This window comes from Rhodococcus koreensis (genome assembly GCF_900105905.1).
Classification (GTDB): Bacteria; Actinomycetota; Actinomycetes; order Mycobacteriales; family Mycobacteriaceae; genus Rhodococcus_F; species Rhodococcus_F koreensis.
On sequence record NZ_FNSV01000005.1, the window covers coordinates 2004783 to 2018501 of the forward strand.

Genomic DNA, 13719 nt, shown 5'->3' on the forward strand with positions numbered 1-13719 from the left:
ACCCCTCAACCTGGGGAATTACATGACCGCTGACATCCTGAGGTGACCATGTTTGCTGCGGGGTGCGCGGAGGTGGTGCTCGAGATATTCGAGGCCGATCAGCCGCACGACTCGCGGCCCCGAGACGCGATCACTGCTGCGTGGGAGTTCGCGCTGGGTGATGAGCGTGGGAATTCTCTGCGCGACACCGCGTGGACGGCGCTCGCGGCTGCCAAGGGCACGAACACTGGGGCGGCTCGGGAGGCAGCGTGGGCAGCGGCAGGCGCCGCCTATCTAGCACCGGGGGCGGTGGACGGGTCGGTGAGTTGATCCGCATGCTGGACACCGACCTTCGTCGCCGACCGTCGACCCAGCCTCCCGGTTCCGCTAAGAATTCGTGAGGTCTCGCCGGCGGAACAGCACCACTCCGGCCGCACTCACCACGGCGGCGATCACCGCGAGCCAGACGAGCGGAGCGGCCGTCACTTCCGCGGCGGGAAGGGCGGGGACGTGTGTGAACGGCGACAGGTCGCGGACCGTCTGCGGAAGCCCGAGCAGCGATCCGAGGAATCCGAAGATCAGGCAGATCGCGAGCACGCCCCAGGACAGCCCGGCCGACCAGGCGGGCACGCCGCCGAACGCCAGCACCGCCAATGCCGCGACCACCCCGATCGCCGGCACGAAGACGAGGGCGGCCCCCGTGAGGCTCACGACCTTTCCCGGCACGTCTTCGGTCACGAGACCGTACGCGAGGCCGGTCGCCGCCCCGGTCAGTGCCTGCAGGACGACGATGCCCACCGTGACCAGGCCGACGTGCGCCAGCATCCACCGCGGACGCGAGACCGCCGTCGCCAGAACGGGTTCGAGTCGCCCCGCCGCCTCCTCACCGCGCATTCGGAGCAGCGCCTGCACCGCGTAGCCGGCCACCGCGATCGCCATCATGCCGAAGATGGCGGCGAAGTAGGCGTCGACCATGTCGGTGGTGCCGCCACCGAGTTGTTCCATCATGTCGGCGACCTGCTGACCCTCCCCGAGGAAGTCGTCGATCTGGTCTGCGATCGCGCCGTACACCACGGCGAGGACGGCGATCCCGAATGCCCACCAGAACAGGATCGTCCGTTGTATCCGCCACGCCGATCCGACGGCCGTCGGCAGTGAACGGGACGCGCGGGCAGGGCCGGGGCGGGTCGGCACGAGGCCGGAGCCGACGTCCCTGCGTTCGGTGAGTGCGAAGCCGACGGAACCGACGACCAGCGCGAAAACGGCGGGGAACGCCAGCACCCACCACGCGTTGTCGTCGTAGGGGCGGACCTGTTCGGCCCAGCCGATCGGCGACAGCCACGTCAGCCAGCCACTGACGACCCGGGTGCCGTCTTCCGTCACCGTGCCCGTCATGTCGCCGACGGCGCGCAACAGGAATGCGATGCCCAGGGCGGCCCCGGCCAGTCCGTTGGCGGTGCGGGCACTGTCCGTCACCTGGGCGGTCACCGCGGCGATCGCCGCGAACGCGATGCCGACACCGGCGACGGCCGCGCCGAGAGCCACCGACCCGTCCAGTGGCAGACCCGCCGCGACCAGCACGACGACGTTGAGCAGTCCGAGAGTCAGGTTGGCACCGACCGCGACCACCAGGGCCGCGGTGAGCAGTGCTTTCCGGCCCACGACGGCCGCCTCGACGAGTTCGGCGCGGCCGGTCTCCTCGTTCTGACGGGTGTGCCGCACGACCAGCAGGGTGGTCATCAGGCCGGCGGCCAGCGACATCGGCATGACGATCTGGCAGGCGAGCACGGCGCCGGCGCTGTACCCCGACACGAGACCGTTGGTGGCGAGCGCGACCGGCGACGCCGCGGTAGCCATCGCGAAACTGCGCAGGTCGGGTTCCGTGGGATACAGGCCGAGCACACTGGACGCCGAGAATGCTTGCAGTGCGGCGAGAGCGAGCAACCATACCGGCAGTTGGATGCGGTCGCGGCGCAGGGCGAGCCGCACGAGCCGTGGGGTTCCCGCGTACTGGCCGCGCCCGGTGGTCTCCGGCGTCGTCACCGTGCTCATCGCGTCCGTGTCCCGGATTCGGCGCGCCGGTGGTTCTCACCCTCCCGGGCCAGTTCGTCGCCGTAGTGCCGCAGGAACAACTCCTCCAGTGTCGGTGGCGTCGACGTCAGCGACGCAACCCCGAACGACAGCAGGTGGCGCAGCACGCCCTCGATCGCACTGGTGTCCACCTCGCATCGGGTGTGCAGGCCGTCGACCCGCACGTCGTGCACGCCCTCGACGGCGTCCAGTCCGGTCACCGGCTGCTGTGTCTCGACGGTGATCGACGTGCGCGTGAGGTGCCGCAGTTCCGCGAGCGTGCCGGTCTCCACGGTGCGGCCCTCGCGGATGATGCTCACCCGGTCGCACAGCGCCTCGACCTCCGCGAGGATGTGACTCGACAACAGGACGGTCTTCCCCGCGTCCGACATCTCCTCGACGCAATCCTGGAACACCGACTCCATCAACGGATCCAGCCCCGACGTCGGTTCGTCGAGCACGTACAGTTCGACGTCCGACGCGAACGCGGCCACCAGTGCGACCTTCTGCCGGTTACCCTTCGAGTACGTGCGCGCCTTCTTCGTCGGATCGAGTTCGAACCGCTCGAGCAGTTCCGCGCGCCGGGGCTCGTCGAGCCCACCGCGCAATCCGGCCAGGAGGTCGATGGCCTCGCCGCCGGTGAGGTTGGGCCACAGGTTCACGTCACCGGGTACGTAGGCGAGCCGTCTGTGCAGGGACACCGAGTCGTGCCACGGGTCGCCGCCCAGGAGGGTGGCGGTCCCCGAGTCCGCACGCAGCAGGCCGAGCAGTACCCGGATGGTCGTCGACTTGCCGGACCCGTTGGGCCCGAGGAATCCGTGCACCTCCCCCGTTCCCACCTCGAGGTCGAGGCCGTCGAGTGCGCGGGTCGGACCGAACGTCTTGACGAGATTCTCCACCGAGATCGCAGCCATGGTGGGGACGCTACGCCGGTTCGCGGGTGGTCACGACGGGTTTCCGCGGTCGCGGCCGCGGCGGTGCCGGATCAGATCAGGCCGAGCTTGCCCGCCTCGTAGACGGCCTCGGCGCGCCGGCCGACGTCGAGTTTGCGCATGATGTTGCTGACGTGGAATTTCACCGTCGTGGCCGAGATGAACAGCCGCTCCCCGATTTTCGCGTTCGACAACCCCTTGGCGAGGAGTTGCAGGACCTCGAGTTCGCGCTCGGTGAGCCCTTCACGTGGGGTCGTCTGACCGTTGAGCGAGCGGATCACCGCGGAGGCGCTGCGGGAGTCGAAGGCGCTCTCGCCGCGGGACACGGCACGGATGGCGCGCACCAGTTCGGTGGTGTCGACGTCCTTGACGACGTATCCGCGGGCGCCGGCGTGGATGGCGCGAACGACGAGTTGTTCGTCGAGAAACGTCGTGAGCACGAGCAACCCCATCGTGCCGTCCGCGGCGGACAGTTGGGCGCACAGTGCCAGCCCCTCGTAGTCGGAGGCCGCCGACAGTTTCAGGTCCATCAGCACGACGTCGGGGGCGACGTCACCGACGACGGCCAGCGCCTCCTGACTGGACGATGCCTCGCCGACGACCTCGAGATCCGGTTCCCGTTCGAGGACGGAGCGCAAACCCTGCCGGAGTATCGCGTGGTCGTCGACGAGCACGAGCTTCACCACCGACGTGGGGCGGGCGGACCCGGTCTGGTCACGCACCGAGGTTCGTATGGTCATCGGTCCACCTCACTGTCGGAATGTAACGGAATGCGGGCAGCCACCCGGACTCCGCCGATCCTGGCCCGCGCCACCTCGAGAGTGCCGCCCAGCTCCGCTGCCCGGGCCTGCATGTTCGCCAACCCGCGGTGGTGCCCGTCGAGGTCGTTGTTCGCCGCCATCCGCAGCATCAGGCGCATCCGCTTCGGGTCTCCGTTCCCGTCGTCGGCCACGGAGAGCAGCACCGAGTCGGCCGAATACGTGAGCCGCAGGACGGCGCGCGTCGCGTTGGCGTGGACCGCCGCGTTGAACAGCGCCTCGCCGGCGATCCGCAGCAGCGCGTGTTCCCGTTCGCTGGACAGCTCCGCGGGTGTGCCGCCGACGCGGACGGTGACCGCGAGTTCGTCGGGCATGTGCACCACCCCGAGCTGCTCGAGCATCTCGGGCAGGGACGTCCGGTCGGAACCGCCGGAGTGGTTGAGCGCGTAGATGGCCGAACGCAACTGCTCCACCGCGCGGCGCGTCAATTCCTTTGCGAGATCGAGCCTCTCGCTGCGCTCCTCGTCCGGGACACCGCTCCGGCACACCTCGATCTGCATGCCGGCCGACAGCACCGCCTGGGTGACGCTGTCGTGGAGTTCGCGGGCGATCCGGTGCCGTTCCTCGTCGAGCACCTGGTGCCGGTGGGCCGCTCCGAGTTGACGCTGGGTGGATTCGAGTTCGGCGTTGCGCACCGCGAGATCGGACGCGTTTCGACGCGCCTCCGAGTACGCGTGCTCGGCCCGTTCGAGCAGCAGCTGGCCGCGTTGGTACAGCGCCGAATTCTGCAGTGCCACGGCGGTCTGGCTCGCCAGGATGCTGAGAACTGCGCCGTCGGTGGTGTCGAGTGTGCGGTGCTCAGCCGTCCAGGCCGCGAAGGCTCCCACGACGCCGCCCTCGAGGACGATCGGCACGAAGGCATGGTGCGTGTCGATGACGGGAGCGCCCCCAGTGCGCGCGGACCGGATGTCGGCCAGACACGTCACCACCTCGTCCGGCAGCGGTGGGCCCTCGACGTTGTCGACGAGGAACGGCGTCGCGTCCGGTCCCAGTACCAGCCGGCGCGGGCCTGCGTCGGGCAGCATGCCGTCGGCGAGGGCAAACGCGACCCATTGCGCATCCAGGTGCGCCCGGGCCGCCTCGGCGACCGCGCAGATGAGCGTCTCGGGGCCCTCCACCGTGCGGACGAGGGCACGCGAGATGAGTTCCAGTGCGTGGACGACACGTTCGAGACGTTCTGCGGCGCCGCGATATTGGGGGTAGAACGTCGGCTTGCCGGACCGCAGTCCGGTAAGCGTCGACAGGTCCGGGGCGTTCATGCGCTCACAGCGCAGTCCGGAACAGCGCCACCATCTGCTCGTGGGTGGCCGTGCGCGGATTGGTGGACATGCAGGCGTCGCGGAGCGCGAACTCGGCCAGGCGTGACAGATCGGCTTCGCGAACTCCCAACTGCCCCAGACCTTTCGGCACCCCCACCTCGCGGGCGAGGCGATCCACCCGGTCCGCGACGGCGAGAGCGGCCTCCTCGGGTGTTCCCCGGCGCTCCTCGAGACCGAGAGCAGCGGCGATGGCGACGAACGGGGTGGCGTCGTCGGTGGCGTTGAACCGGATGACGTGCGGGAGAAGGATGCCGTTGATGACTCCGTGCGGCAGGTCGAGCAGGCCCCCGACCTGATGGCTCATCGCGTGCGCGGCACCGAGGATGGCGTTGGTGAACGCGAGGCCGGCCTCGAGGCTCGCCTGCGCCATGACGGCCCGGGACTCCATCTCCATCGGCTCCTCGATGGTGCGGACGAGAGTGTCGGTGACCAGCCCGACCGCGCGGAGCGCATGGTGGTCGGTGAGCGGGTTGTGGGCCAGCGAAACGAACGCCTCGATGCCGTGGGTGAGGGCGTCGAGTCCGGTCGCGGCGTTGAGCCATTCCGGCATGGTGGTGAGCAGCCGGGGGTCGATCACGGTCACGTCCGGGACGAGCGCGCGGCCGATGATGGTGATCTTGGTGCCCCGCCTCGTGTCGGTCACGATGCAGAACTGCGACACGTCGGCTCCGGTGCCCGACGTGGACGGCACCATCACCAGCGGCGGGATCGGACTGGTCGCCTGGTCCACTCCCTCGTAGTCGAGGATGTTGCCCCCGTTCGCGGCGAGCACCGCGATGCCCTTCGTCGCGTCGATGACCGAGCCGCCGCCCAGGGCGATGAGAACGTCGCATTCGCCCTCGCGGTACGCGTCGTGTCCGGCCGCGATCTCGTGGTCCTTGGGGTTGGGTGTCAACGCACTCCACACGACGGGGGTGAGGCCCTGTTCGCGGAGCTGATCCTCGAGTTCCGACGCCCAGCCTGCTTCGATCAGACCCGGATCGGTGACCAGCATCGGCCGCGCCCCGCCGAGGCGGAGGACCGCATGCGCGGCCTCGACCATCGACCCGATACCGAACACGATCTCGGGTGCGTGGAATTTCACCAGCCTGCCGGGGGCGGTGGTGCGGGTGGACGGATAGGACACGGACAAGTCGACACTCCTCCCGACACCTGCGTGCATGTGATCCAGATTACAAGACCTTGGCCTCGACCCTACGGCCCGGGAGAGGGCTTCACACCCACCGAAGGACAGGCACGGCACCTACCCGATCGGGTAGGTACTCACCGCAGCGCGTGTCCCAGCTCGGCGGCGCGGGACATCAGCTGCGCGGCATCCCGGGCGACCACGACACGGTCGCAGATGTCCGCGTACTCCGGCATCGCGCACGACGCCTGGTTCCAGTACCGCTCGGGTTCCGGCGTGATCCAGGCCAGCCGGTGCACCTTGCGTCGCAGTTCGGCGAACTCGTCGACGCCCGGCGGCAGGCCGTTGCACCGCCCGTCGCCGACGACGATCACCGAGGTGCGGGTGTTCACGTCGGTGCCGAACTCTGTCAGCACGTCGGAGAAGACCCGGCCGTAGTCGCTGCTCGCCTCCAGATCGATGCGTGGGTCGGCGAGCACCGAGGCCAGCGCGTCGTCGTCGGTCCCGGCGAGGAGGGTGTCCGTGACGTCGACGGGCCGGTCCACGAACGCCAGGACCTGACAGCGGCTCGCCCGGCGGTGCATCGCCTGTGCCAGCCGGAGAGTGAAGGCGGTGACGGGTCGTACCGACAGCGACACGTCCGCGAGGATCAGCACCCGCACCCGGTCCGGACGCCGCGCCTTCACCATGAGGTGGAACGGGACGCCTTCGGTCCGCAGGCTGGCGCGCACGGTGCGGCGCATGTCGAGGCGGCCCCGGGCCAGTTCGCGCGGGCGGGGACGTGACGGCCCGCGCATCCGCCGAAGCACCTCGTAGCACGCCTGATTCACCTCGGCTCGCGACGTGGCCGCCACCGGACCGCTCGCGGTCCCCGGTGCGTCTGCGGGCCCGGCGGTCAGGTCCCGGGCGTCCGCCAGCGCACCGACGAACGCCTCCACCGCCTCCGCCAGCCGGTTCAGCTGGGCCGCGGTGAGGGGTTCCGCCCCGCCGGAATCGGCGTAGACCTTGCTCGGGTCGTAGGCGTCGAGCCACGCGAGAATCGACTCCGGATCGTCCCAGAACAGCGATCCGACGACGGCGCCGCTCGTCGACGACGCCAGGTCACCGACGGCGGTACTCGCCGCCCGCTCGACCTCGACCGTGTACGTGACGCCGCGGCGTCCGGACTCGGCTTCCGAATCGACGGACAAATCTGCGTCGCTCGACGTCATGCTGACGTCGTCGTCGTCCTTGTGGGGGTTGAACCCCTTCTGCGCCTCGGGGGTGTCGAAGTGGTCGCCGACCTCGGCGGCGCGCTCGTTGTACTCCGCGTACCGGGCGGTCTCCGCGTTGTCCGCCACCTCCAGCGCGGACGGCAGGCCCTCCGCGAACTCGGCCCGGGACGGCGGCCGCGCGCCGCCGGAGGCAGCGTCGGCGACCGACCCGAAGAACACGTCGAAGGCACGGTCGAAACCCTGCTGTTCGTACGTGTACTTCGCGCACACCGCGCGCAGCGACGCCCGCAGGGTGGCCGTGTCCCGGCCCTCGACCAGCCCGAAGACCCGGCGAACCTCGATGACCTCGGCGGGGGACGCGGCGACGCCGTAGCGGCGCAACATCTTTCCGAACGACGCCGCCAGCACGTCGAGGAGTTGCGAGGGAAGGGACGGGGACGGATCGGGGGCCGGGTGGAGCATCGTCAGCGCCTGCCCTGGCGGCCCGCGCCGATGCCGCCGCGGTCCCGGCCACCGCGTCCGCGGAACACGGCGGTGGTCGTGTTGGCCGGCCGCGATGCGACCGTCACCCGCTCCGCGGGCCCGGCCGGAGTGGTGTCCTCGTCGTCCGAGGAGAGCGGCTGTTCGCCGGACAGCCGAGTGCGGGCCAGTTCGACGTCGCTGGTGTACTTGAGCAGGGCGGTGAGCAGGATGTCCCGGACCGCGGCCTGCGCACTCACGGCCACCCCCGTCGACTTCAGGACCACCGCCGCACGGGCCGCGTCGATGACTTCCGCGATAGACGGACTCTTGCGGAGCGGCAACTCCCGCAGCGTGCGCGCCAGATCCACCACGTCCGCCGCCACGGCGTCCTCGACCTCGGGCGCCCTGGCCGTCACGATGTCCCGCTCGCGCTGCGGCGTCGGATAGCCGAGGTGGTAGTGCAGGCAGCGACGCTTCAGCGCGGGCGACAGTTCACGAGTGTCGTTGGACGTCAGGATCACCCACGGCGCCGACCGGGCGGCGAACGTCCCCACTTCGGGAATCGTGATCTGCCCCTCCGCAAGAACCTCGAGGAGCAACGCCTCCATCGACTCTTCGGTGCGGTCCACCTCGTCGACGAGCAGCACCACCGGTTCCGGCGACAGGATCGCCTCGAGCAGGGGGCGCACCGACAGGAAGTGCTCCGAGTACAGCCCGAAATCCTGGGCTGCCAGGAACTTCGACGCGTCGGCGATGTCGTCGAACGCGGCCAGCTTCTCCCCGATGCGGTCACGCAGCATCTGCACGTGCAGAAGCTGTTTCGCGTAGTCCCACTCGTACAGCGCCCGGTTGTCGTCGAGACCTTCGTAGCACTGCAGCCGGACGAGTTTGCGCCCCGCCGCCTCGGCCAGCGACTTCGCCAGCTCCGTCTTGCCTACACCGGCAGGCCCCTCCAGCAACAGCGGGCGTTCGAGCGCGGTCGCCAGGTGGACGACCACCGCGAACTCGTCGTCGGCGATGTAGTCGACCTCGCGCAAGGCCTCCTTCAGTTCCGCGCCGTCGGCGAAGCGGACGTCCTCCGGTTCCGGGGCTGTGTGCGGTGCAGTCATGATCGGGGCATCCGTCCTTCGTCAGCAGGTGGTGGTGGGAACGCATCCGGGGCGGGGCCGGGCTGGGGTGTGGCGCCCGCCCCGGACGCGAGTTTTCAGGTCGGTCAGTACGCGCTGTTGATCGCGTGATCGACCACGGGGATCATCGACTCGACCGTCACCTCGCGCGGGTTGCCCGGCGTGCACCAGTCGCCCTGAATGTGCTCGGAGATGGCGCGCACGGTCTTCTCGTCACCGCGGATGGTGTCGCCGCGACCCTCGTACTTCTTCGTGTTCATCTGGTTCTTCTCGTACGAGTCGGTGCGCACCTGACCGAAGTTGTCGGGAATGCCTACGTCCTTCGCCAGGCGGATGGCGGCCTCGACCGCCGCGTCCGCGGCCTGCACCGTGGTGAGGTTGCGGGTGTCGACCCCCAGCGCGCCGGCCAGCTGGGCGTAGCGCTCGTACCGCGACGGCAGGTTGTACTCCCAGACGCGAGGCAGGGCGATCGCGTTGTTCAGTCCGTGGTGGCTGTCGAAGAACGCGCTGACCGCGTGCGAGATGGAGTGCACGATGCCGAGGCCGCCGGAGTTGAACGCCTGCCCGGCGATGTACTGCGCGTTCATCATTCCCTCACGGGCCTTCAGGTTGCGCGGCTCGAACACGGCCTCCCGCAGGTTCTTCGCGACGAGTTCCACCGAGTACAGCGCATTGCCGAGCGAAGGCGCAAAGTCGAGACGCGACACGTACGGCTCACTGCCGTGCGCGAGGACGTCGAATCCGCAGTACGCGGTGAAGTGCTGGGGGCAGGTGTAGTACAGCAGCGGGTCGTCGATCGCGAGGGTCACGATGGTCGCCTCGTCGAATCCCACCCACTTGTGCGGGTTGTTCATGTCCGACGTGTCGGTGATGACGTACGCCCACGAGGTCTCCGAACCCGTACCGGCCGTGGTGGATACGGCGATGTGGGGCGGGTTCTCCTTGTTGGTGGACTTCGCGAATCCCTCGAACTCGTTGATGTTGCGGCCGTCGTGCGCGACCACGACACGGGCGCCCTTGGCGGCGTCGTGACTCGAGCCGCCGCCGACGGAGATGATCGAGTCGCACTTCTCCTTCTGGTAGAGCGCGGCCGCCTCCATGACGTTGTAGTCCTTGGGGTTGGACTCGACCTTGTCGTAGAGCACGACCTCGACGCCCTGGTACTCGATCTTGCCGACCAGTTCCTCGATGATGCCCGAGCCGCGCAGGCCGGTCGTCATGAGCAGGGTCCTCTTGAAACCGAGGTTCTTCGCCTCGACGCCGATGATGTCGTGGGCGCCCACTCCCATCAGTGCCCGCGGGAACGGGTGGAATTCCTTGATGGGGAAGTCCCAGATCTGGTTGAGCTCGATGGCCATGGCCGTCTCCTCGATTAGTCGATGTCGGATCTGAAGCGTTGGGGAAGGGGACGCAGTAGATGTGATCGGCGTCTCACCTGGAATCCACTGTGACCTAGTTCGGGCCCGGGTTACAGACCTGCGAGCCCGAACCGTCCGACCGCGGCGGACAAACTGCCCGATCGGGCAGGTGCGGCCGGGCCGAGCCGGAGAGGTGGGCACTCGGTAGGCTGTCCACTCCGCACGGAGTGGACAGCTAGGCAAAAACTAGAACCTGTTCTATTCTTGGGGCAGGTAAGCGAGCGTTCCGGCGCTGCGAAGTACGGAAGGACTGCACACACGATGACGACTGTCGAGGTGCCGCACAGCTCACGATCGGTGGTGCTCACCGTGTCGGGCGTGGTCGAGGAAACCACCGATTCCCGGTCACTGGTCTTCGACGTCCCGGCCGACCTCGCAGGCAAGTTCGCCTACAAGCCGGGCCAGTTCCTCACCCTGCGCATCCCCAGCGACCGCACGGGATCGGTCGCCCGGTGCTACTCGCTGGCCAGCTCGCCGTTCACCGACGACGCACCCAAGGTGACCGTCAAGCGGACGGCCGACGGGTACGGGTCCAACTGGCTCTGCGACAACGTCGCCGTCGGCGACACCCTCGAAGTCCTTCCCCCGTCGGGAGTGTTCACCCCCAAGTCGCTGGACCACGACTTCCTGCTGTTCGCGGCGGGCAGCGGCATCACGCCGGTGATCTCGATCCTCAAGTCCGCCCTCACCGAGGGGTCCGGCAAGGTCGTCCTCTTCTACGCGAACCGCGACGAGAAGTCGGTCATCTTCGCGGAGGAACTGCGCACCCTCGCGAGCCGGTACCCGTCCCGGCTCGTGTCCATCCACTGGCTGGAGACGGTCCAGGGACTGCCCGGCGTCGACCAGCTCGCCTCCGCCGTCGCCCCCTACCTCGGGCACGAGGCATTCATGTGCGGACCGGCGCCGTTCATGGACACCATCCACAAGGCCCTCGCCGACGCCGGCATGCCGCGCACCCAGGTGCACGCCGAAGTGTTCAACTCGCTGGCCGGCGACCCGTTCCGTGACTCCGACGTCGTCGAGGTCACCGAGTCCGAGGCCGCCGACGCCGCCACCGTGGAGGTGGAACTCGACGGCGAGATCCACACCCTGAGCTGGCCCCGCAAGCAGACCCTCGTCGACATCATGCTGGCCAAGGGAATCGACGTGCCCTACTCCTGCCAGGAGGGCGAGTGCGGGTCGTGCGCGTGCACCGTGCTCGAAGGCAAGGTCGAGATGGAGAACAGCGAAATTCTCGACCCCGAGGACATCGAGAGCGGCTACATCCTGGGCTGCCAGGCCCGTCCGGTCACCGACCACCTCAAGATCGAATTCTGAAGGCCGCTCACCCGAGCCGGCCGAAACCGACGACGGCGGAGTCGCTCGCCCAGTCCACCGTGTGCACGCGGATCCGGCCGAACTCGTTGCCGCCGACCGTCGTAGCGGTGTCACCGTCGACGGCGACGACGATGTTGGTGTGCTGGCCGACCCAGCTGCTGTTGTCGTAGAGCACCACGTCCCCGACGGCCGGGCGGTACCCGTCGCCGACCTCCTGGAACCGCGACTGCGACTGGTAGTACTCCTGCAATGTGTAGACACCCGGGATCCGCCAGTGCCCGGAATTCGGATTCGACAGCGGCAGGCCCGCTTCCCGCATGATCCAGCTGACGAAGTCCGCGCACCAGGGCTCCTCGACCCCTTCGGAGTAGAACGTCCCCGGCCGCTGCGTGCCGTGCTCGGCCTCCAGTAGCCCGACGATCCGCGCCTGCTGCGGCGACAGCGCGGTCGTGTCGACGGCCGGGAATTCGGCGGTGTCCCACGGCAGGTAGCGGTCCGGGGCCAGCCACAGCACCCCGCCCGCCACGACGGCCATCACCGCGACGACGGCGCCGAGGATCAGCCCGGCACGTCGGCGGCGGCGAGTGGGCGCGGGAGCAGTCATGCCACCGAATGTAGCGGGAATCCGGTCAGCGCATCGCGCGGTAGCCCGCACGCTCCTCGGCGGTGAGGTGCTCACACGCGTATGTCAGGGCCGTGCGCCCCATCGCGGCGGCGTTCCGGTCGAGGAAGCCGGTCAGCAGGGCGCGGTCGACCCGCTTGCCGACCTCGCGCAGCATCCATCCCGTCGCCTTCTGGGTGAGGTCGCGGCGATCACCGAGGACGGACTCCGCGACCTCGAGCGTCGTCGACGCGTCACCCCGGCGGATGAACCCGAACGTACTGAGCAGCGCGACGCGGCGCCGCCAGAGGTCGTCGTCCGCGGCCAGCTCGAAGACCGGGTCCCGCGGCCGGTCGAACAGCCACGTGCCCAGGATCCGGTCGGCGGACGAGTCCACCAGATCCCAGTTGTTCACCCGTCCCCGCATCACCAGGTCGAGGTAGAAGGACACGATCTTCTCGCGCAAGGCGTCGTCGCCCGCCTTCGCCGCCCGGTCGAACTGCGTAACGAGTACCAGCAGCCCCGCCAGTCGGTGCTCGTGCACCGGACTGTCGAGCAGCACGGTCACCTCCGGCAGGTCCAGATCGGCGTGAGCGCGAACCACGCTGCGCGTCCCGGGAACCCGCACGCCGATGAAGACGTCGCCCTCCCCGTATTCCCCCGGACCGGTCTTGAAGAACCGTGCCAGATTGACGGCGTCGGCCTCGTCCGACACGTCGGCGAGAGCACGCTTCACGTCGTCTGCGGTGGAAGTCACGAAGGCACTGTCCCATACGTCACCGACACCGCGAGCGAAGATCACAAAACATGCTCCGACCTGCGGTTCGTGTTATCCGAATGCAACGGGTGAGGTATTGATCGGGCGGTCAATCAGGCGTGTACTCGAAGTGGACACAATCCATTTCGAGGAGGCCGGACATGAGATCGTGGAGTCGTATGCAAGATGTGGTGGCGATCGTGATCGGAGTCTTCGCGGCGCTCTCGCCGTTGTGGCTCGACACCAACAACGCCGCGATGTGGTCACTCATCGTCCTCGGTGTACTCGTGGCCCTCTCCGGTCTCGTCCATATGAGCCGCCCGGAGATGACTGTGGCCGAGTACGCGATGGCCGTCTTCGGAGTGCTGTTGTTCCTCGCCCCGTGGGTGATGAACTTCGACGCATTCACGGGCGCGGCGTGGACCGCATGGGTCGTCGGTGTCCTGGCAGTCGTCGTGGCTGTCACGGGGTTGCCGATGATGAGTTCCCGGATGCACGGACACGGAGGGCTGGCGACGCATCACTGATCTGTGAACCACAGCACCGAGAACATCGATTGGGGCGGGGCGCAGGCTTACG

13 protein-coding genes are annotated in these 13719 nt (G+C 68.6%); 3 read left to right on the plus strand and 10 right to left on the minus strand.

What is annotated here, in order from left to right; translation table 11 throughout:
• Window positions 1-48 precede the first annotated feature (48 nt).
• The gene (locus tag BLV94_RS14060) at window positions 49-309 is read left to right on the plus strand and encodes a putative immunity protein (RefSeq protein WP_341866518.1); all 261 of its coding nucleotides are present in this window, start codon (window positions 49-51) and stop codon (window positions 307-309) included.
• A gap of 57 nt (window positions 310-366) precedes the next feature.
• Here the strand turns inward: BLV94_RS14060 and BLV94_RS14065 are convergent, their stop codons facing one another.
• The 8 genes from BLV94_RS14065 to mdo all read right to left on the minus strand — a co-directional run bounded on the left by BLV94_RS14065 (window position 367) and on the right by mdo (window position 10405).
• The gene (locus tag BLV94_RS14065; RefSeq protein WP_072948397.1) at window positions 367-2031 is read right to left on the minus strand and encodes an ABC transporter permease; all 1665 of its coding nucleotides are present in this window, start codon (window positions 2029-2031) and stop codon (window positions 367-369) included.
• Window positions 2028-2963, minus strand: a complete 936-nt coding sequence (locus BLV94_RS14070) for an ABC transporter ATP-binding protein (RefSeq protein WP_072948396.1) — start codon at window positions 2961-2963, stop codon at window positions 2028-2030. The genes BLV94_RS14065 and BLV94_RS14070 overlap by 4 nt, the downstream gene beginning before the upstream one ends.
• 71 nt (window positions 2964-3034) lie before the next feature.
• Window positions 3035-3721 carry a MadR family response regulator transcription factor gene (locus tag BLV94_RS14075; protein ID WP_072948394.1) on the minus strand — a complete coding sequence of 229 codons (687 nt, stop codon included), beginning with the start codon at window positions 3719-3721 and terminating at the stop codon, window positions 3035-3037.
• Entirely contained in the window at window positions 3718-5058 is a 1341-nt protein-coding gene (locus tag BLV94_RS14080) for a MadS family sensor histidine kinase (protein ID WP_072948392.1), read from the minus strand. The genes BLV94_RS14075 and BLV94_RS14080 overlap by 4 nt, the downstream gene beginning before the upstream one ends.
• A gap of 4 nt (window positions 5059-5062) precedes the next feature.
• On the minus strand, window positions 5063-6250 hold the full coding sequence (locus BLV94_RS14085) for an iron-containing alcohol dehydrogenase (RefSeq protein WP_072948410.1): 1188 nt from the start codon (window positions 6248-6250) through the stop codon (window positions 5063-5065).
• Window positions 6251-6381: 131 nt separating this feature from the next.
• Window positions 6382-7920 (minus strand): MadC family VWA domain-containing protein, encoded by a 1539-nt coding sequence (gene madC, locus BLV94_RS14090; RefSeq protein ID WP_072948390.1) that lies wholly within the window; start codon window positions 7918-7920, stop codon window positions 6382-6384.
• Between the two features lie 2 nt (window positions 7921-7922).
• A complete protein-coding gene (locus BLV94_RS14095; RefSeq protein WP_072948388.1) occupies window positions 7923-9029 on the minus strand; it encodes a MadB family AAA-type ATPase in 1107 nt (368 codons plus the stop codon).
• A 104-nt stretch (window positions 9030-9133) separates the two neighbouring features.
• Window positions 9134-10405: an NDMA-dependent methanol dehydrogenase gene (gene mdo, locus BLV94_RS14100; protein WP_072948386.1), complete on the minus strand. Its 1272-nt coding sequence runs from the start codon at window positions 10403-10405 to the stop codon at window positions 9134-9136.
• A 321-nt stretch (window positions 10406-10726) separates the two neighbouring features.
• On the opposite strand from mdo, the gene BLV94_RS14105 reads away from it, so the two are divergent.
• A complete protein-coding gene (locus tag BLV94_RS14105) occupies window positions 10727-11782 on the plus strand; it encodes a ferredoxin--NADP reductase (RefSeq protein ID WP_072948384.1) in 1056 nt (351 codons plus the stop codon).
• Between the two features lie 7 nt (window positions 11783-11789).
• Here BLV94_RS14105 and BLV94_RS14110 read toward each other — a convergent pair whose 3' ends face one another.
• A complete protein-coding gene (locus BLV94_RS14110) occupies window positions 11790-12386 on the minus strand; it encodes a CHAP domain-containing protein (RefSeq protein WP_072948382.1) in 597 nt (198 codons plus the stop codon).
• 25 nt (window positions 12387-12411) lie between these two features.
• Complete coding sequence (locus BLV94_RS14115) at window positions 12412-13140, minus strand: DNA alkylation repair protein (protein ID WP_371851604.1); 729 nt, start codon at window positions 13138-13140, stop codon at window positions 12412-12414.
• 161 nt (window positions 13141-13301) lie between these two features.
• Between BLV94_RS14115 and BLV94_RS14120 the strand changes: the two genes are divergently transcribed.
• Window positions 13302-13667: an SPW repeat domain-containing protein gene (locus BLV94_RS14120; protein WP_072948378.1), complete on the plus strand. Its 366-nt coding sequence runs from the start codon at window positions 13302-13304 to the stop codon at window positions 13665-13667.
• The last annotated feature ends 52 nt before the right edge of the window (window positions 13668-13719 follow it).